Origin of the sequence: Haloplanus salinarum (assembly GCF_024498175.1) — an archaeon.
GTDB lineage: Archaea > Halobacteriota > Halobacteria > Halobacteriales > Haloferacaceae > Haloplanus > Haloplanus salinarum.
The window spans coordinates 988718-1005955 of record NZ_CP101823.1 but is presented as its reverse complement, the minus strand read 5'-3'; the positions used below and the strand labels follow the sequence as shown (position 1 = coordinate 1005955).

At 68.1% G+C, this 17238-nt stretch carries 21 protein-coding genes; 13 read left to right on the top strand and 8 right to left on the bottom strand.

Annotated elements, in window-relative coordinates:
- Positions 1 to 30 precede the first annotated feature (30 nt).
- The gene (gene codB / locus NO364_RS05330; protein WP_257628718.1) at positions 31 to 1422 is read left to right on the top strand and encodes a cytosine permease; all 1392 of its coding nucleotides are present in this window, start codon (positions 31 to 33) and stop codon (positions 1420 to 1422) included.
- Here codB and NO364_RS05325 read toward each other — a convergent pair.
- Positions 1419 to 1955 (bottom strand): tRNA (cytidine(56)-2'-O)-methyltransferase, encoded by a 537-nt coding sequence (locus tag NO364_RS05325; protein WP_157688383.1) that lies wholly within the window; start codon positions 1953 to 1955, stop codon positions 1419 to 1421. The two genes, codB and NO364_RS05325, sit on opposite strands and share 4 nt — an antisense overlap.
- An 86-nt stretch (positions 1956 to 2041) precedes the next feature.
- Between NO364_RS05325 and NO364_RS05320 the strand changes: the two genes are divergently transcribed.
- Together NO364_RS05320 and NO364_RS05315 are read left to right on the top strand one after the other, a co-directional pair.
- Entirely contained in the window at positions 2042 to 2971 is a 930-nt protein-coding gene (locus NO364_RS05320; protein ID WP_157688384.1) for an NAD-dependent epimerase/dehydratase family protein, read from the top strand.
- 47 nt (positions 2972 to 3018) lie between these two features.
- Positions 3019 to 3816 (top strand): DUF2797 domain-containing protein, encoded by a 798-nt coding sequence (locus NO364_RS05315; RefSeq protein WP_257628717.1) that lies wholly within the window; start codon positions 3019 to 3021, stop codon positions 3814 to 3816.
- An 8-nt stretch (positions 3817 to 3824) separates the two neighbouring features.
- Here NO364_RS05315 and NO364_RS05310 read toward each other — a convergent pair whose 3' ends face one another.
- Together NO364_RS05310 and NO364_RS05305 are read right to left on the bottom strand one after the other, a co-directional pair.
- Positions 3825 to 4010, bottom strand: a complete 186-nt coding sequence (locus NO364_RS05310; RefSeq protein ID WP_199243730.1) for a methytransferase partner Trm112 — start codon at positions 4008 to 4010, stop codon at positions 3825 to 3827.
- An 88-nt stretch (positions 4011 to 4098) separates the two neighbouring features.
- Positions 4099 to 5223 carry an ABC transporter ATP-binding protein gene (locus NO364_RS05305; protein WP_257628716.1) on the bottom strand — a complete coding sequence of 375 codons (1125 nt, stop codon included), beginning with the start codon at positions 5221 to 5223 and terminating at the stop codon, positions 4099 to 4101.
- Between the two features lie 213 nt (positions 5224 to 5436).
- Here NO364_RS05305 and NO364_RS05300 point away from each other — a divergent pair, with 213 nt between their 5' ends.
- From NO364_RS05300 to NO364_RS05290, 3 genes are read left to right on the top strand one after another with little or no spacing between them, the layout of a single operon-like run.
- Complete coding sequence (locus NO364_RS05300) at positions 5437 to 6564, top strand: ABC transporter substrate-binding protein (protein WP_157688387.1); 1128 nt, start codon at positions 5437 to 5439, stop codon at positions 6562 to 6564.
- Position 6565: 1 nt separating this feature from the next.
- On the top strand, positions 6566 to 7504 hold the full coding sequence (locus NO364_RS05295; RefSeq protein ID WP_157688388.1) for an ABC transporter permease: 939 nt from the start codon (positions 6566 to 6568) through the stop codon (positions 7502 to 7504).
- A complete protein-coding gene (locus NO364_RS05290) occupies positions 7505 to 8320 on the top strand; it encodes an ABC transporter permease (RefSeq protein ID WP_257628715.1) in 816 nt (271 codons plus the stop codon).
- Between the two features lie 16 nt (positions 8321 to 8336).
- Here the strand turns inward: NO364_RS05290 and NO364_RS05285 are convergent, their stop codons facing one another.
- On the bottom strand, positions 8337 to 8600 hold the full coding sequence (locus NO364_RS05285) for a DUF2249 domain-containing protein (protein ID WP_257628714.1): 264 nt from the start codon (positions 8598 to 8600) through the stop codon (positions 8337 to 8339).
- 103 nt (positions 8601 to 8703) lie between these two features.
- Between NO364_RS05285 and NO364_RS05280 the strand changes: the two genes are divergently transcribed.
- The 5 genes from NO364_RS05280 (at position 8704) to NO364_RS05260 (ending at position 11651) form a co-directional block, all read left to right on the top strand.
- The gene (locus NO364_RS05280; protein ID WP_157688391.1) at positions 8704 to 9120 is read left to right on the top strand and encodes an SRPBCC family protein; all 417 of its coding nucleotides are present in this window, start codon (positions 8704 to 8706) and stop codon (positions 9118 to 9120) included.
- Between the two features lie 141 nt (positions 9121 to 9261).
- Positions 9262 to 9558: a CGCGG family putative rSAM-modified RiPP protein gene (locus NO364_RS05275; protein WP_157688380.1), complete on the top strand. Its 297-nt coding sequence runs from the start codon at positions 9262 to 9264 to the stop codon at positions 9556 to 9558.
- A gap of 1 nt (position 9559) precedes the next feature.
- Entirely contained in the window at positions 9560 to 10666 is a 1107-nt protein-coding gene (locus tag NO364_RS05270; protein WP_257629145.1) for a TIGR04053 family radical SAM/SPASM domain-containing protein, read from the top strand.
- Positions 10667 to 10668: 2 nt separating this feature from the next.
- Entirely contained in the window at positions 10669 to 11007 is a 339-nt protein-coding gene (locus NO364_RS05265; RefSeq protein ID WP_157688378.1) for a hypothetical protein, read from the top strand.
- Positions 11008 to 11036: 29 nt separating this feature from the next.
- A complete protein-coding gene (locus tag NO364_RS05260; protein WP_257628713.1) occupies positions 11037 to 11651 on the top strand; it encodes a DUF7998 family protein in 615 nt (204 codons plus the stop codon).
- 10 nt (positions 11652 to 11661) lie between these two features.
- Here NO364_RS05260 and NO364_RS05255 read toward each other — a convergent pair whose 3' ends face one another.
- Entirely contained in the window at positions 11662 to 12981 is a 1320-nt protein-coding gene (locus NO364_RS05255) for a heme-copper oxidase family protein (protein ID WP_257628712.1), read from the bottom strand.
- A gap of 113 nt (positions 12982 to 13094) precedes the next feature.
- On the opposite strand from NO364_RS05255, the gene NO364_RS05250 reads away from it, so the two are divergent.
- Entirely contained in the window at positions 13095 to 13337 is a 243-nt protein-coding gene (locus NO364_RS05250; protein ID WP_157688375.1) for a DUF7120 family protein, read from the top strand.
- Between the two features lie 71 nt (positions 13338 to 13408).
- Here NO364_RS05250 and argH read toward each other — a convergent pair whose 3' ends face one another.
- The 3 genes from argH to NO364_RS05235 all read right to left on the bottom strand — a co-directional run bounded on the left by argH (position 13409) and on the right by NO364_RS05235 (position 16313).
- Positions 13409 to 14665, bottom strand: coding sequence for an argininosuccinate lyase (gene argH / locus NO364_RS05245; RefSeq protein ID WP_157688374.1), 1257 nt, complete (start codon positions 14663 to 14665; stop codon positions 13409 to 13411).
- Positions 14666 to 14716: 51 nt separating this feature from the next.
- Positions 14717 to 15652 (bottom strand): 3,5-dioxohexanoate:acetyl-CoA acetone transferase, encoded by a 936-nt coding sequence (kce, locus tag NO364_RS05240; RefSeq protein WP_157688373.1) that lies wholly within the window; start codon positions 15650 to 15652, stop codon positions 14717 to 14719.
- Positions 15653 to 15722: 70 nt separating this feature from the next.
- On the bottom strand, positions 15723 to 16313 hold the full coding sequence (locus tag NO364_RS05235) for a DUF7978 family protein (RefSeq protein ID WP_157688372.1): 591 nt from the start codon (positions 16311 to 16313) through the stop codon (positions 15723 to 15725).
- Between the two features lie 141 nt (positions 16314 to 16454).
- Between NO364_RS05235 and NO364_RS05230 the strand changes: the two genes are divergently transcribed.
- A complete protein-coding gene (locus NO364_RS05230; protein ID WP_157688371.1) occupies positions 16455 to 17231 on the top strand; it encodes an SDR family NAD(P)-dependent oxidoreductase in 777 nt (258 codons plus the stop codon).
- Positions 17232 to 17238: the final 7 nt, after the last annotated feature.

Below are 17238 nucleotides of genomic sequence, written 5' to 3'. Positions count from 1 at the left end.
TTATCTACAATACCTGTGCGACAACGGGTAATGGCAACCGAAGACGAATCATCGGCGTGGCGTACGTTCGTGTTCGGGGACGAGGACCTCCCCGATCCGGACTACCCGATCGATCACGTTCCGCGGGACGAACGCAAAGGACTGGTGAGCATCTCGGCGGTGCTGCTCGGCTTCGTCTTCTTCGCCGGGACCCTCTGGTCGGGCGCCGAGGTGGGTGCGGCCATGGGCTTCGGCCCGATGCTCACCGCGACCGCCGTCGGCTACGCCATCCTCGGCGTCTACGTCGCGGCGCTGTGTGGCATCGCCGCCAAGGCGGGCCTGACGACCGTCCTCCTCGCCCGGTACAGCTTCGGCCGCTGGGGCGCGAAGTTCGCCGACCTCCTGCTCGGCGGGACGCAGGTCGGCTGGTTCGGCGTCACCATCCCCATGGTCGCCATCCCGACGGCGACCTTCTTCGGCCTCGACTCGCCGACGTTCACGCTCGCGCTCATCGTGATCTGGGGAGTCCTCCACCTCGCGACGGCGTACTTCGGCTACGAGGGGATGGAGAAACTCTCCCTGGTCGCCGTCCCCATCCTCGTGGTCGTCGGCCTGCTTTCGGTGTTCATCGCCGTCGGCGACGCCGGGGGGATCGGCGGCCTGTTCGGCGGCGGGAGCGGGGAGATGGGCTTTGCCGCCGCGGTCACAATCGTCGTCGGGACGTTCATCAGCGGCGGGACCCAGGCGCCCAACTGGGCGCGGTTCGCGTCCTCGACCCGCGTCGGCTTCTGGGCCGGCCTCGTCGCCTTCCTCCTCGGCAACGGCTTCCTCTTTCTCTCGGGCGCCGTCGGGGGTGCCGTCTACGACGTGACCCCCGCCGGCGACCTCTACGAGGTGCTCGCCGCCCAGGGGCTGGCCGCCATCGGCCTGATCGCGCTCGTGCTCAACATCTGGACCACGAACGACAACGCCGCCTACGCCTTCGGCGTCGCCGGGAGCGAGGCCTTCGAGTTCGACCGCAAGCGGCCGTTCGTGCTGGCGGGCGGGACGGTCGGCATCCTGCTCGCGCTGGCCGGCGCCGACAGCCTGCTCATCCCCTGGCTGTCGACGCTCGGACAGTACGTTCCGCCCCTCGGGGGGGTCATCATCGCCGACTTCCTCCTCTGTTGGCGACTGCGCATCCCCCGCATGGACGACGTCGAGTTCGCCGGGGTGCGCTGGATCGCGGTCCTCGCCTACGTCGTCGGCATCCTCGTCGCGGCCCTCACTGCGGGCCAGGTCGTCCCCGGCGTGGCCGCCCCGCAGGTGCTCCCCGGCCCCGGCGGCGCGGCGCTCAACGGTCTGGTCGCCGCCTTCGTCGTACACACCGTGGCCTACTACCTGCTCGAAGGGACCGGCATCCTCGACGGCCACGACGTCGACTCCGGAGCCGAGCGGCTCTAGTCGATTTCCTCGACGCGTTTGCCCGTCTCCTGGGGGATCACCCGACGGTCGGCGTCGACCCACTCGCGGTCGAGTTCCGCGCCGTCGAACAGGCGGTCGAGGAAGACCGCCAGCGCGGCCACCTCCGAGTGGGGCTGGTTCGTCACGCCGACGTTCCAGTCGGCGCGGTCGTACACCTCGAAGTCGACCTTTCCGGCGCCGACGACGATCAACAGCGGTTCGCTCCGGTGTCGTTCTCGGATCGTCGGCGTCACCGCCTCGACCGGTTCGCCGTACATCGTCAGGTGAACGACCGACCCCTCCCACTCCCGGAGGATCGGTCGGTAGGCGTCGGTCACCGTCACGTCGAAGGGACCGCCGAAGCGGTCGGTGATGTCGGCGACCGTCTCCCGGGCCTGTGACGTGTCGCCGACGAGGACCGCCCGGTCGGCGCCGAGCGCCCGCGCCGTCAGGGCGACGTGTGTCGTCATGCGGTCGTCGCGGCCGGGCCGGTGGCCCAGTCGCAACACGACCACCTCGGGGGTATCTTGCATATCCGACGGGTGGGTGTCGAGGGGGTAACGGCTTTCGAAACGGCCGGATCGGAACGCACTTGCCCGCCCCCCGGCCATGGGCCGGTATGGATCTCACCGACCGGCGAGTGGTGATCACCGGCGGGGCGGGGCTCATCGGCTCGCACCTCGCGGCGCGACTCGCGCCCGACAACGAGGTGGTCGTCGCCGACGACCTCTCGAAGGGCGAGGTCGACCGCGTCCCCGACGCCGCCGACCTGGTCGTCACGGACGTGACCGACCCGGACGACGTCGCCGACGTCGTCACCGCCGACGTGGACGTCGTCTTCCACCTGGCGGCTTACACGGACACGAACTACGGGGAGCCCCGGCGACTCTTCGAGGAGAACACGGAGATGACCTACACGCTACTGGAACGCGCCGCCGAGGTGGGCGTCGAGGGCTTCGTCTTCACCTCCTCCTCGACGGTCTACGGCGAGGCGCCGCGACCGACGCCCGAGGATTACGCCCCCCTCGAACCGATCAGCGTCTACGGCGCGAGCAAACTCGCCGACGAGGGGCTGGTCTCGACGTACGCCCACTCCCACGACCTCCAGTCGTGGACCTTCCGCTTTGCTAACATCGTCGGCCCGCACCAGCGCGGGACCGTCATCCCCGACTTCGTCGAGAAGCTCCGCGACGACCCCGACGCCCTCACCATCCTCGGCGACGGCCGACAGGAGAAGTCCTACCTCCACGTCGAGGACTGCGTCGACGCCATCGTCCACGTCGTCGAACACGCGGACGCCGACCTGAACACCTACAACCTCGGCTCCCGGACCACCACCTCGGTGAACCGCATCGCCGACGTCGTGAGCGATGAGATGGGCCTCGACCCGACCTACGAGTACACGGGCGGGGACCGCGGCTGGACCGGCGACGTCCCGAAGATGCGCCTCTCCATCGAGAAGTTGGCCGCGCTCGGGTGGGAGCCGCCGGCGTCGAGCGACGAGGCGGTCCGCCGTGCGGCCCGCCAACTGGTCGACGAGATGACCTGACGACGCCGGAGAGACACGCCTTTACTCGCCGGGATCGAAGGACGGGCGTGCAGCTCGTGGGCTACGACGCGGCCGACGCGGGCCTTCTGGTGAGCGACGGCGACGCCCCGTCCGCCGACGCGGCGACCACGACGACCGACGACGCCGCGACCGCGCCCGTCGAGTACGTCGCCCTCGACCCGGGGACCGAGCTCGACTACCGCCTCGGCGACCGCCACTGTGCCGGCGTCGTCGTCGACGACGGCCACCGGCCCTGTGACGACCCCGCCGTACCGTACTGTTCGGCCCACACGTCGACGTGGGTCTGTGCCCGGTGTACGGGCACCTGTCTCAAAGACGAGATGGACTGTTTCGACGATCACGCCGTCTACCTGGCGGCCTTCGCCCCGGACACGTTCAAGGTCGGCGTCACGAAGGAGTGGCGGTTGGAGACGCGCCTCCGCGAACAGGGGGCCGACCGGGGCGCCCACCTCCGGACGGTCGAGAACGGCCGGATCGCCCGGGAAATCGAGGCGGGGCTGGCCGACGAGATCCCGGATCGGGCGCGGGTCCCCGAGAAGCGGGCGGGCCTCGGCCGAACGGTCGACGAGGCGGCGTGGCAGACGTTGCTCGCCGACTTCGATCCCCTCGAGACCGTCGCGTTCGACTACGGTCTCGACCTCGACGAGCGCCCGGTCGCGGAGACGGTGGCGACGGGGCGGGTCCGCGGGACCAAGGGCCGGCTACTGGTGTTGGATCACGGGGGAAGCACCTACGCGGTGGATCTGCGGGATCTGGTCGGCTACGAGGTGACCGACGGCGGCACCGACCGCCGACTCCAGTCGAGTCTCGGCGCGTTCGGGTGAGCGGCCCGCTAGTCGTCGCGCATGTCCGGCGGCAGGAGGTTCGGGATGCCGTCCTCGATCGGGTACTCCTCGCCCGTGACGGTCCCGATCAGGCGGCCCTCGATGATCTCCTCGCCGTCGCGCTCGTCCACCTCGAGTTCCAGTTCGCTCTTGTCGAGCGGATCACAGAGGATCTCCATCAGGGATTCCTTCATCACCCGGGGGGAGGCGGTCGGTCGGTAAAAATCCACGGGTACGCGGCATCGCGTCCCGGTCGATAGGCGGGGACCCCCGCACGGAGGATTACCGGTCGAAGATCACCGGATCGTCGACGACAGCGAACGCCGCCCGGTCGCCGACTGAGAGTGGCGAGTCGACGTCGTGGGACGACGCCTGGAGTTCGAGCCCGACAGTCGAATCGGGATCCGGAGCGATAGGGGCGAGCCGGTACTCAACGGAGTCGCCCTGGAAGGTCCGCTCACGAACCTCCGCGGCGAACCCGCCGTCGACGTCCGCCGCGGTGTCGGGGTCGTCGTCTACCCATTCGATCGTCTCGGGACGGACCGATGCGGTCACGCCTCCGTCCGTATCGGTCGCGACCGGCACTGACATCCACTCGCCGACCGTCAGCGTCGGGGGCGAGTCGCCCGCCGCCTCCGACGGATCGATCCGTCCTTCGAGGAGGGTGGTGTCGCCTACGAACTCCGCGACGAACGGTGACACCGGGTTTCGATACACCTCCTCGGGCGTTCCTACCTGTACGATCTCTCCGGCCCGCATCACACCGATTCGGTCCGATATCGCCATCGCGAGTTCCTGGTCGTGTGTGACATACAGAAACGAGCCGTCGACAGCATCGTTGAGCCTGCGCAGTTCCGACTGCATCTGTTTTCGAAGCTTGCGGTCCAGGCTAGACAACGGTTCGTCGAGGAGCAACACCGACGGCTCGTTCACGAGCGCGCGTGCGAGGGCGATGCGTTGTCGCTGCCCGCCCGAGAGGTCCGCCGGTGGCCGGTCGCCGTAGCCGTCGAGATCGACGAGCGAGAGCATCTCCTCGACCCGCCGATCGGCCTCGGTCGGGGTCACGGCGTCGTCCTTTTCGAGACCATAACGGACGTTTTCCGCGACGGTCATATGCGGGAACAGGGCGTGGTGTTGGAAGACCAGATTGGTGTCTCGGCGCTCCGGTGGAACGTCCGTACTGTCGCTCCCGTCGATGCGGACGACTCCGTCCGTCGGTTCCTCGAAGCCACTCACGAGGCGGAGCGTCGTCGTCTTTCCACATCCGGACGGCCCGACCAAGGTAAAGAGTTCGCCACGTTCGACCTCCATGGTCACGTTCTCGACGGCGGTCGTGTCGCCGTAGAGCTTCCGAACGTCGTCGAGTTCGACGAGGACGTCGCTCGTTTCCTCCGTGGCTACTCCCATCACCTCCGGTCGGACCAAGATTCGTATATGGCCGGCGTAAGCGACTAATATTGCCTGTTTCCGTAACGTCGAAACTGGACGGATTCCAGCTATTTCGGTCCGTTCGACCCCATTCCGGCGGGAATCGTCTCCAGCCTCCCCGTCGTATGTACCCCACCGTACTGCACGTTTCCGGGGACTTATGCGTCTCAGGAAGATGTATTCGAGACGAACATGAACGACGAATCCACGCTCGATCATGCTGGCCGTCGGTCGTTTCTGGCGACCGCGGGGGCGGCGGCGACGGCCGCCGCCGCGGGCTGCATCGGCGGCGGGAGCGGCTCGTCGACGCCCACGATCAACGTCATCACCTGGGAGCACTACGCGCGTGACGACGTCGTGGCGGCCGTAGAGAACTCGCTCGACGTGGAACTCGAAATCACGCGGTCGACGTCCTCGGCGGACATGTTCTCCGGGTGGCAGTCCGGTCAGGACGAACAGTACGACATCGCCGTCCCGAACAACAACTACGTTCCACGGTTCGCGGATGCCGGCCTCGTCGAGCCCGCACCGCTCGACGAACTGGAGCACTACGCCGACGTCTACGAGAAGTTCAAGCAGTTCACCACCGGACAACTCGCCGTCGATGGGACGCCGTACGGCGTCCCGATCAGATTCGGGTTCTACGGCTACGGCTACGACTCGCGGGACGTACCCGATCACGAGGAGTCGTGGAGCGTCCTCTTCGAGGGCATCGATGGAGTCGACCTGGGTGGAAAGATCGCACTCTACGACAACCACTTCAAGGCGATGACCGCCGCTGCTCTCCACCACGGGTTCGGCGACGCGTTCGAGGGCGACCGCATTACGCTCTCGGAGTCACAGGTCCGACGGGTGAAAGAGACGCTGATCGAACAAAAGCAAACGTTGCTCTCCGGTTATATCGCCGGCGACGCGTCGTTCGTGAAGGGGATTCGGAAGGGTGATTTTCACCTCGGCCACTCGGGCCGTATGAACATCACGAACATGTGGGTGGACGGCCACGACTGGGTGAACATGGCCACGCCGACGGAGGGATCCATGTCGTGGTTCGAGGCCGCAGTCGTCTCGAAACAGTCCGATCACCCCGAACTCGCCTGGCGGATCATCGACGAGTACATCGCCCCGGGGACCGGCGCGACGCTCGCGAGAGAGGGGCATGCACCGAGCGTCAACCCCAAGACCTCGGAGAACCTCTCCGAGCGCCGGAACGAGCTGTACGGCTCCATCGACCCGAGCCGGCTCGACGGGATGATCCCGTTCAAAGCCGTGGAAAACGAGGACGCCTGGCGCTCCGCCTGGGAAGAGATCAAGGCGGCCTGAGATGGCCGATACCGACACGGACGCGCCCGTCGTCGGGATCGACCGGATACGGACCCGACGGATCGGGCGGCTGTTGTCCTCGCGACGGGGGCGGTACGCGGCCATGCTCGTGCCGAGCGGCGGACTACTCGCGGCGTTGTTGCTCGCGCCGCTGTCGTTCATGGTCGCCGTCTCGTTCGCCCGGATCGACAGCGCCTACGAAATCGTCTGGGAACCGTCCGTCGCGAACTACACCGCGTTGTTCGATGCAACGCCGTTCTGGACGACCCCCTTCGCCCGGTCGCTGTTCCTTTCGATCGGTATCGCGGCGGCCACGACCCTCGTCTGTCTGATAACGGCGTATCCGGTGGCGTACGCACTGGCCCGCCGGGAACGCGGCCGGCACATCGTCGTGTTTCTGGTGCTGGTGCCGTTTTTCACGATGTATCTCGTCCGCGTCTACTCGTGGTACCTCCTGTTCGGCGAGGGCGGGATCCTCAACGACATCGCGGCGGCCCTCGGATTCGGATCGATCGGCCTGTTCGAGTTCGGCGTCCCTGCCATCGTCGTCGGACTTGCCCACGCACAGTTCCCGTACATGCTGTTGACGCTGTACGCCGGCATCGACGCGGTGGATTTCGACCTCGTGGACGCCGCCAGGGATCTGGGGGCGTCTCGCGTCGCGGCGTTCCGGGACGTTCTGTGGCCCCTGACCCTCCCCAACGTCGTCGCCGGTTCGCTGTTCGTGTTCGTCCCGGCCCTCGGGGCGTTCGTCGCCCCACAGTTTCTCAGCGGTTCGACCGTCCTGATGGTCGGCCAACTCATCGCGGGGCGTGTCGACTCCTACAATATCGCCAGCGCTAGCGCCGCCGCGGCGTTCGTCGTCACCGTCGTCGTCGTGGCGTTCGCGGCCGCGGTGCGGTACGCGGACACGGGCGCCACTGCCGGAGGTGAGCGGTAGATGGTGGCGACCACAGGGCGTGACCGGCTGCTGTCGCGGGCACTCTCCGGATGGACCGTGCTCGTGCTCGCCTTCCTCTGGATCCCGCTCGTGTTCATCGTCGCGCTATCGGTCGCGGAGAACGCCTCGACGCTGTTCCCGTTCGAGGGGGTCACACTGGCACACTACCGCGCGACGCTCGGCGACGAAGAACTGCTCCGAAGCGTCGCCAACAGTTTCACCGTCGCCACGCTGGCCGCCGTCGTCGCTACCCTCACCGGCGTCCCGGGGAGCGTCGCGCTCGTTCGGTACGACTTCCCGCTAGCCGACGTGTTTCGGGTCGGTGTCGTCCTCCCGATGGTCGTTCCGGGCGTCATCCTCGGTATCGGTCTACTCATCTACTTTCGGAGCGTCCTCGGCGTGACCCCCGGGTTCGTTCCGACGGTACTCACTCACGCGGTCTATGGGTTACCGTTCGTCGTCCTGCTCGTGTCGGCGCGTCTCGCCGCCTTCGACGAGAGCCTCGAGGAGGCCGCCCGTGACCTCGGCGCGTCACCCCTCGAAGCGTTCTGGGACGTAACGCTCCCACAGGTGGTATCGGCCGTCGCGGCGGGGTTTCTCTTCGCGTGGATCCGATCCTTCGAGGAGTTCGTCCGTGCGTACTTCGTCTCCGGAACGATGGATGTGCTCACCACCTCGATGTACGCGATGCTGGCCTACGGAACCGCGCCGAAACTCAACGTCATCGCGACGCTGGTCCTGTTCGTTCTCGCGCTCGTCCTCGCCGTCGCGATGAACGTCGGCGACGTGGTCGCCGCCGTTACCGCGGGGGAGTAGCCCGACGGGGACGCCGTCACTCCCGCCAGATGGCGGTCACGGCACGATCCTCCGCTTCGACGGTGTCGTAGACGAACCCCCGGTCGTCGAGTCGCGGGAACAGGTGCTGAGGCACCCGGTCGTTCACCTGCACCAGTACCCCCTCCTCGTCGAGGTCCGTGAGGGTCTCGAGCGTTCGCTTCAGGGGTTGTGGCGGCGGCAGGTCGCGCACGTCGAGCACCTCGTGGTCACCGGTCGGCGGGGCGTCCGTCTCGGCCAACAGCGATTCGACGCCTGACATACATCGAGGTTGGGAGAGTACCCGCCAGACGTTTGCCCCGAACACGTTCGACACACAGATCACCGTGCCCGGGGTTCTTGGGGAAGGCAAGAGGAACACCACCATGGAGACAGTCAGCGTTTCGCGGACGATATCGGGCCCCGAGTCGGCGGTCCGTGACGCGATCCTCGACGTCGAGCCCTTCATGCTCTCGGCCGGGTTCGACGAGGTGACCGTCGACGGCGACGAGATTCACCTCGTCAACCGGGTGGGCATCGCCCAGCTCGAGTTGGCGCTCCGACGGATCGAGGAACCGGACGCGGTCCTGGCCTACGAACAGGCCGAGGGCATCTTCGAGTCGATGCGGACCGTCTACCGGATCGAGGACGCCGGCGAGGCGGGCGTCCGGGTCGAGGCGGAGACCGACTTCTCGCTCGACGTGGCGCTCGTCGGCGACCTTCTCGACGCGACGGTCATCAAGCGACAGCGGCGCCGCGAACTCGACGCGCAGTTCGACCACCTCGAATCGCTGTTCGCCTGATACCGTCTATTGTAAGTCATGGCCGGTGGTTCGCCAGGGGGGTGCGGCGAACCACCGGTACACAGTTACAATAATCCGTATGACACGCCCCCGAACGTGTTCGGGCAACCGCTTTGGGAGGTGGGCCGACAACCCGTAGGTATGGAGACAACACACGACGACGCCGAACCGATCACGGACACGGTTCACGAGACGTCGTGGTCGGCGAACCTCGAAGGGCCGGAACACGCCGACGACCGCGAACTCGTGGTCGAAGGGGCGGTCGACGCGGTGGACCACACCGCGTCGGGCTACCACGTCAACCTGGTGACCCACGGCGATCACGGGCACCCCGAGACGTACCTCTTCGCGGAACTGCGTGACGCCTTCGACGACGTGCGCATCGAGTACGTCGACCAGTGTGGCTGTGGCGGGCACGTCACCCGCGTTCACCGCTGAGATGCACCCGAACGCCATCGACACCGACGAGCGGCCGTTCGTCCTCGTGTGGGAGCTCACGCGGGCGTGTGAACTCACCTGCAAGCACTGCCGCGCGGACGCCCAGCCGGAACGCCACCCGGACGAACTCACCACCGCGGAGGGGAAAGAACTTCTCGACGCGGCGCGGCGCTTCGGCGAGAACCAGTTGGTCGTGCTCTCGGGCGGCGATCCGCTGGCCCGCGACGATACGGTCGAACTGATCGAGCACGGCGCCGACCGGGGGCTCCTGATGACGCTCACCCCGAGCGGGACGGCGTCGCTGACGCCGGAGCGGGTCGGGGAAATCGCCGACGCCGGCGCCCGCCGCCTCGCGGTGAGCGTCGACGGCGGGTCCCGAGCCACCCACGACGAGTTCCGGGGCGAACCGGGCAGCTTCGACTCGACGATCCGGGCGGCGGAGGCGGCCCGCGACGCCGGTCTCCCGCTCCAGATCAACACGACCGTCTGTGCGGAGACGGTCGGCGAACTCCCGGAGATCCGCGAACTCGTCACCGACCTCGATGCGGTCCTGTGGTCGGTCTTCTTCCTCGTCCCCATCGGCCGCGGGACGGTCCTCGACAGCATCGATCCGGCCCGCGCCGAGCGGGTGATGGAGTGGCTGGTCGACGTCGAGGAGTCGGCCGACTTCGGCATCAAGACCACCGAAGCTCCCCACTACCGGCGGGTCGCGCTCCAGCGCCGGACCGACGGGAGCGAGCCGGCGGCCGCAGCCACCGACGCCATCGGTCGTCGGGTCGGCATCACGGCCGGCGACGGCTTCGCCTTCGTCAGCCACGTCGGCGACGTGTTCCCGTCCGGCTTCCTCCCCGTGTCCGCCGGGAACGTCCGCGAGACGGACCTGGTGGACTGCTACCGGAACGCCGATCTGTTCACCGACCTCCGGGACCCGGACGCCCTCGAAGGGAAGTGTGGCGCCTGCGAGTTCCGGGGGGTCTGTGGCGGGAGTCGCTCGCGGGCCTACGCCGAGACCGGCGATCCACTGGCGAGCGACCCGCTCTGTGCGTACGTCCCCGACGGCTACGAGGGACCGCTCCCGGATAGCCACGAGTCCCGCCCCCACCCCTGACCATGTCGACGCCACCGATCCTCCGTGCGACGGCGCGACCGGACGCGAACGACGGCGCCGATCCGGACGCCGCGACGCTCGACCGCCGCCTGCGCGACCGGGGCGTCGCCGTCGCCGATCGGGAACTGGCGACCGCACTCGGCCGGCTCGACGACCTCTCGCCGGCCCAGCGCCGGACCGTGGCGACGATGGCCGGCCGGATCGCCGCCGGCGTCCTCGCACCCGCACGGGTGGCCGTCGCCGGCGAGTGCGAAGACGGGGGCGGGGTCGGCCACTCGGCGGCTCCCGAGACGGCCGGGCGGCTGTTCCTCCCGGACGAAGATGTTCGGGACGGGGCGTAGGTGAGGGGACGCCGTAGTGAACGGTAGCCATGCCCCTCGTCCCGCGCCCCTGGTCGAGTGACAGCGACGACTTCGACGACGACGACTCCTTCCGGCCCGAGAACCTGCCCGCTCCGGGGCCGTTCCTCGACGGGCACGAGGTCCTGACCGGTCGACGGCACGCCGCCTTCCACCGGCTGACCCGCGAGCGGTTCGAGGAGCGTACCGTCTACGACGTGACCTTCGGCTACAACCTCGCGCGTCTGAACCTGGATACGCGACACCCGAACGCGGGCTATCGGTACGCCGTCGACGCCGACGACCCCTCGGTCCTCCGTGCGGAGTTCACGCCGACGACCGAGTTCTGCCCGCAGAGCGACACGCTCGTGACGGCGTCGTTCCGGGCCTGGAACGCCGACGACGTCGGCTCGCCCCACGAGTTCGACCTCGTGTGCGTCAGGGTCGCGCCGATGCACGAGTCGAGCGTCCGGATCAACGACCGACTCGCCGACATGGAGGCGGCTTACCTGGATTCGGGGTCGGTGCCGGACGACGAGGGCGACGGGGAGCGCGGGACGCTCGCGGGAGCGGGGGATCGCGGCCTCGGTGGCGTCGACGACATGCCGGCCGACGAGGGCGAGGACGGCCCGTCGACGCCGTTCTGAACGGCGCCGTTCAGTCGCTTCGCGTCGGTTCCGACGGGTCACGTCCCAGCGACGACGGCGCGTGTCGCCACAGGACGAGCGACAGGTTCGCCACGAAGACGGCGAGACCGGTCGTGAGTGCACCGCCGCCGACGAGGGCGAGGAACTGCCGGGCGACCAGGTCGCCGACGACCAGGAGGCCGTCGCCGGCCGCGACGAGGACGAGGTCGGCCGTCGCGAGGCGGTCGTCGTACAGGTCGTCGATCATCGGCACCGCCTCGAACCCGAGACGGTCGCTGTAGCGGTGGACCCAGACGAGGAAGGGGACGATGTGATAGAGCGTCCCCAGGAGGACGAGGAGGAAGACGAGTCCGAGCAGGTGGGCGGTGTTCGGCGCGCCGAACCGGACGCCGACCCCGAGCGGGCCGCGGAGCCACGCCGGGGCGGCGAGGGCCACCCAGCCGAGACCGGTCGGCGCGAGGAGTGCGTACCGGGTCAGCATCGGCGTCCGTCGGGCACGGGCGGAGCGGAGTAGGCGGACGAGGACGACGAGGAAGGCCGCAGTGCCGGCGAGGAGGAGGGCGGCCCCGACGCGGGCGAGCGCCGCGGCGCCGACGAGTCGACCGGCCGCGAGGACGACGACGCCCGTCGGGTGTGCGACCGTCTCGACCCGCCGGAGCGTGTGGTCGACGCCCCGAAGCTCCGTCTGACCGAACATGGGCACGAGCTGGTACAGTGCCCCGTAGACCGTGGTCAGGACGGCGCCGAAGACGGCGAGGGTGGCGTGGGCCGCGACGACCCCGCCGCGGGTAACCGGGAGGGCGGCGAGCGGCCGCGCGACGAAGCCGACGGCGAGCAGGAGACCAAGCGGGGTCAGCACGACGAAGAAGCCGAGCGCCGCGGCGAAGTGGCCCTCGGTCACGTCGAACGGCCGGGCCGTCGCGAGCGTCCGCCCGACGTTGTACGCTAGGGTCCAGAACCCCGCGAGGACGAACGTTCCGAACGCCGGGAGGAGCGACGGCCGGTTGCCCAGAAAACCGACGACCAGGCCGCCGAGGCCGACGGCGAGGAGCCACAACTGCGCCCGCGCCAGCCGATTCGAGTGCAGGTTCGTCCCGGACCACACGGGGACGAACTGCGTCATGGCGCCCGCGATGGTGAGACAGACGAAGCCCACGAGCACCAGGTGGAGGTGGGCGGCGCGGGCGAGGCCGGTCACCAGTCCCAGCCCGTCCGCGAGCCCGACGACCCCACCGGCCAGCAGGAACGCCAGCGCGACAACGAAATGCCGGAGCGGGATCGAGAGCGGCGGCTGGGTGTCCGTGTCGACGTCGTCGGGGACGGCTGCCATGGTCGCGGATACGGGGCCCGAGTCCCTCGGTTCCACCCCGAACGTGTTCGTGTCGGCCGGCGGGACCCCGTCGAAACCGGGTTTTTAACACGGAGGGCGACCGAGTGAGGGATATGCCTTCCGCGGAAATTTCGTTGCCGGACGACGTCGACATCGAGATCAGACAGCTCGTCGAAGAGGGCGAGTTCATCAACCGGGACCAGGCCGTCGAGGAGCTGCTCTCGCTCGGCGTCTCGGCTTACACCACGGACGACTCCCCGAACCAGACGACCGACGAGGACCTGTTCACGCAGGTGGTCGACGACCAGCAGGATCCCGCGATCCGCAACGAGTCCGACGACGAACACACGCTGTAGCTCGTCCGGGTTGTCGTGAGTCAGTACCGATGATCCGGCGAACCACCGGTAAACGGTTACGATAACCCGTATCAGTCGCCGTCAAGCAGCCGTTCGGACATCCGGTCGAACGCCTCGCGCTCGTCGGTCCAGAACGTCCGGAGGTCACCGAGCGGCTGTCGTACCGGCTCGGCCACGTCGTCGTGGACCTCGTACTCCTCGGTCGATTTGACCTCGTGGTAGGCGTCGCGGAAGGCCATCCCCTCCTCTACTTTCCGGTTCGCGGTGTAAGCGGCGAAGATGCCTTCGTCGACGGTGAACTCCTCGGAGAGTTCCAGGTCCTCGATCAGCGGCGTGAGGATGTCGACGGTGGCACGTACGGTATCGACGCTCTCGATGAGGTGGCCCTTCGTCTGCTGACTGTCGCGGTTGTACCCGCTCGGGAGCTTGCCGATGATGCGGCGGACCGCCTCCTTGCTCGCCGACACCTCCTCGGCTTTCGCCCGCGCCAGCTCCAGAATGTCCGGGTTGCGCTTCTGGGGCATGATGCTGCTGCCCGTGCAGTACTCGTCGGGCAACTCGAAGAACTGCTGGTCCTCGGAGAAGTTGATGAGGTCCTCGGCGAGCTTCTGGATGTCGAGCATCACCAGATCGAGCGTCTGGAGCAGCTGTAGCTCCTGTTTCCCGCGGTTCGAGCAGTAGATGGGGTTGTGCTGTTTCCCCGAGAACCCGAGTAACTCGGTGGTCAGGTCGCGGTCGATGTCGAGGCTGGTGCCGTAGGAGGCGGCGGCGCCGAGCGGGTTCGAGTCGACGATGCGGTAGGTCGCCCGCAGCGACCGCAGGTCGTCGACGAGCGCGTCGGCGTAGCTCGACGCCCACAGCCCCGTCGAGGAGGGCATGGCCTGTTGCTGGTGGGTGTATCCCGGGATGAGCATGTTCTTCTCGGCGGCGAAGGTATCGAGGGCCTCGACGAACCCCAGGATCCGGTCGGCGAGGTCGATGGTCGCGTCCTTCATGAACAGCCGGGTGTCGACGAAGACCTGATCGTTGCGCGACCGGGCGAGGTGCATCTTCTTGCCCGCCTCGGTGCGCTCGGTCACGCGCTCCTCGACGAAGGTGTGGACGTCCTCGCCCTCGACGGCCGGTGCCTCGTGGTAGAGGTCGGTGAGCGCCGCCCGTAGCTCGGCGAGTTCGTCGTCCGTCAGGAAGCCCTGTCGGTTCAGCATCGTCACGTGGGCGAGGTTCGTCAACACGTCGTACGGGAGAAACCGGTTCTCGAACTCCTTCGGCTCCATCGTGTACTGGAGTGTCGCCTCGCTCGCCGAGTGATCGGTGTTCTCCCAGAGCATGGCCCCGCTTGTCCGAGGACCGTACTAAGGGTTTCCGTCCGGCGTCGGGGATCAGAACGCCGTCGCCGACTTGCCCTTCAGCCCGAGCATCTCGCGCGTCTCGGCGGGGGTGGCGACCTCCCGACCCGCCACCTCGCGGGTGAGCCGGACCATCTTCTCGACCAACTCGGCGTTGCTCTCCGCGAGGCGGCCGCGTTCGAGATAGAGGTTGTCCTCCAGACCGACCCTGGCGTGGCCGCCCATCGAGACGGCCTGGGTGCCGAGGGGGAATTCGTGGCGGCCGGCGCCGATGACCGAGAAGGTGAACGCGTCGCCGAAGAGGTCCTCGGCCACGTCGACCAGGTGGTTCAGGTTCTTCGCGCTCGCACCGATCCCCCCGTGGATGCCGAGGACGAACTGGACGTGGAGCGGCGTCCGCAACAGCCCCCGGTCGAGCAGGTGTTTCGCGTTGTAGAGGTGACCGACGTCGTACACCTCGAGTTCGGGTTTGGTGCCGTGTTCGTCGAAGACCGGGAGGATGGTCTCCAGGTCCTCGAAGGTGTTCTGGAAGACCAGATCACGGGTGCCGTCGAGGTACTCGGCTTCCCAGTCGTACTCGAACTCGTCGTACTTCTCGACCAACTGGTAGAGGCCGAAGTTGATCGACCCCATGTTACAGGAGGCCATCTCGGGTTCGAGTTCGGGGACGACCCGGATCCGTTCGGTGGGCGCCATGGTCGGCGCGCCGCCGGTGGTCGGCTGGACGACGGCGTCACAGCGCTCGGCGACGCTCTCGGCGACCTCGCGGAACAGGTCGAGATCCGTGATCGGCTCGCCCGTCTCCTCGTCGCGGACGTGGACGTGGACGATGCTCGCCCCGGCCTCGGCGGCCGCGACGGCCTCGTCGGCGATCTCCTCGGCAGTGATCGGGAGGTGTGGCGACATGGTCGGCGTGTGGATCGCCCCCGTCACCGCACAGGAGACGATTGCCTTGTCGAACTCGCGCATACGAACGCGGATGGTCGGAACCGTGATATGTGTAGGGGGTCGACCCCCGTCGCCCCGCCCGGGGCGGCACTCACTCGCGTCCGGGGCCGGTGTTCGCGGCGACGATGCCACCGATGGCGCCGAAGACGGCCGGGAACACGACCCCGGCTAGGAGGATCGCCGGCAGGAGTTCGGGTCGGCCGCTGAAGCTGGCGCCGAGTCCCTCGGACGAGACGCGGAACAGCACGGCGCCGACGGCCGACAGCACCAGATACGGGGGGACGACGAGGGCACCGGCGACCGCGCCGTCGGTCGTCCCGTCGACGCCCCGTGCGCGGCCGACGGCCAGTCCGGCCCCGACCAGCAGTGCCACCGGAACCAGGTACAGCAGGGCGGTGAACCCGTCACCGCCGACGAACGACGTCGTGCTCGATCCGCCGAACCCGAGGAAGTCGGCCTCGACGACCGTCTGGACGAAGTGGCTGTTGAAGAACACCCACCCGACGAACTCGATTCCGTTGCCGCCGCCGTCGAGGTTGCTGGATAGCTCGCCCAGTTCGGTGTCTTCGAGGCGGACGAGGACGAGCAGGCCCGTGAGCACGTAGCCGACGATCCAGGCGGCGGCGCCGGCGATGGCGCCCTCGACGAGCGGCAGGTCGTCGGAGTCGGTCTTCGGGGACATACCCCTATGACTCGCGGATATAAAAAGAGGCTTCCGATACTGACACGGAGTTGATCGGAACGCGGACCCACCGGGGGCTGGCGTCCCGGTAGCCGGGACGCGGGGACAACGGCTAAGTCCCCGACCCCCGACCGCCCTGCCGTGACCTACGAACACACACCCGTGACGGTCGAAGGGAAGCGAGCGGTCGTCATCGGCGGCACGAGCGGCATCGGACGGGCGCTGGCGCGTGGCTTCGCGGCCGACGGCGCGGACGTGGTAGCGACGAGCCGGACCGAGGAGCGGGTCGCGGAGACGGCGGCCGACCTACGTGACCTCGGCGCCGAGACGGTCGAGGTGACCTGTGACGTGACCGACCGGGAGAGCATCGTCGAGATGCGTGACGCCGTGATCGACGAACTCGGCGGCGTCGACGTGCTCGTGACCTCCCAGAGCTACATCGCGCGGTCGACTCTCTCGGACGGCACCGAGGAGGAGTGGCAGCGCGTGTTCGACGTCCAACTCGACGGAACCTTCCGCGCGATCCAACTGTTCGCCGAGCGGATGGACGAGGGGTCGATCATCCCCATCTCCTCGATTTCGAACCAGACGGCGATCCCGAACCTCGTGCCGTACACGACGGCGAAAGGCGGGATCGACTCGTTCACCCGGGTGGCCGCGAAGGAGCTCGGCCCCGAGATCCGTGTCAACGCGATCAAGCCCGGCTTCGTCCGCTCGGAGCAGACGACGGGGACGTACGACGAGGGGACGGATCGGAACCGGGAGATCGTCCGCCGGACGGTCCACGGCCGGATGGGCGAGCCCGAGGAGATCGTCGGCGCCGCCATCTACCTCGCCAGCGACGCGGCCACCTACACCACGGGAAGCGTTCTGACCGTCGACGACGGCTTCACCGCCGACGCGTTCGGAAACGAGTAGCTCTCGG

Bases quoted from the DNA above. Each gene is read 5' to 3' on its own strand.
- codB (WP_257628718.1), top strand. From the start codon at position 31: ATGGCAACCGAAGACGAATCATCGGCGTGGCGTACGTTCGTGTTCGGG.
- NO364_RS05325 (WP_157688383.1), bottom strand. From the start codon at position 1,955: ATGCAAGATACCCCCGAGGTGGTCGTGTTGCGACTGGGCCACCGGCCC.
- NO364_RS05320 (WP_157688384.1), top strand. From the start codon at position 2,042: ATGGATCTCACCGACCGGCGAGTGGTGATCACCGGCGGGGCGGGGCTC.
- NO364_RS05310 (WP_199243730.1), bottom strand. From the start codon at position 4,010: ATGAAGGAATCCCTGATGGAGATCCTCTGTGATCCGCTCGACAAGAGC.
- NO364_RS05305 (WP_257628716.1), bottom strand. From the start codon at position 5,223: ATGGGAGTAGCCACGGAGGAAACGAGCGACGTCCTCGTCGAACTCGAC.
- NO364_RS05300 (WP_157688387.1), top strand. From the start codon at position 5,437: ATGAACGACGAATCCACGCTCGATCATGCTGGCCGTCGGTCGTTTCTG.
- NO364_RS05295 (WP_157688388.1), top strand. From the start codon at position 6,566: ATGGCCGATACCGACACGGACGCGCCCGTCGTCGGGATCGACCGGATA.
- NO364_RS05290 (WP_257628715.1), top strand. From the start codon at position 7,505: ATGGTGGCGACCACAGGGCGTGACCGGCTGCTGTCGCGGGCACTCTCC.
- NO364_RS05285 (WP_257628714.1), bottom strand. From the start codon at position 8,600: ATGTCAGGCGTCGAATCGCTGTTGGCCGAGACGGACGCCCCGCCGACC.
- NO364_RS05280 (WP_157688391.1), top strand. From the start codon at position 8,704: ATGGAGACAGTCAGCGTTTCGCGGACGATATCGGGCCCCGAGTCGGCG.
- NO364_RS05275 (WP_157688380.1), top strand. From the start codon at position 9,262: ATGGAGACAACACACGACGACGCCGAACCGATCACGGACACGGTTCAC.
- NO364_RS05270 (WP_257629145.1), top strand. From the start codon at position 9,560: ATGCACCCGAACGCCATCGACACCGACGAGCGGCCGTTCGTCCTCGTG.
- NO364_RS05265 (WP_157688378.1), top strand. From the start codon at position 10,669: ATGTCGACGCCACCGATCCTCCGTGCGACGGCGCGACCGGACGCGAAC.
- NO364_RS05260 (WP_257628713.1), top strand. From the start codon at position 11,037: ATGCCCCTCGTCCCGCGCCCCTGGTCGAGTGACAGCGACGACTTCGAC.
- NO364_RS05255 (WP_257628712.1), bottom strand. From the start codon at position 12,981: ATGGCAGCCGTCCCCGACGACGTCGACACGGACACCCAGCCGCCGCTC.
- NO364_RS05250 (WP_157688375.1), top strand. From the start codon at position 13,095: ATGCCTTCCGCGGAAATTTCGTTGCCGGACGACGTCGACATCGAGATC.
- argH (WP_157688374.1), bottom strand. From the start codon at position 14,665: ATGCTCTGGGAGAACACCGATCACTCGGCGAGCGAGGCGACACTCCAG.
- kce (WP_157688373.1), bottom strand. From the start codon at position 15,652: ATGCGCGAGTTCGACAAGGCAATCGTCTCCTGTGCGGTGACGGGGGCG.
- NO364_RS05235 (WP_157688372.1), bottom strand. From the start codon at position 16,313: ATGTCCCCGAAGACCGACTCCGACGACCTGCCGCTCGTCGAGGGCGCC.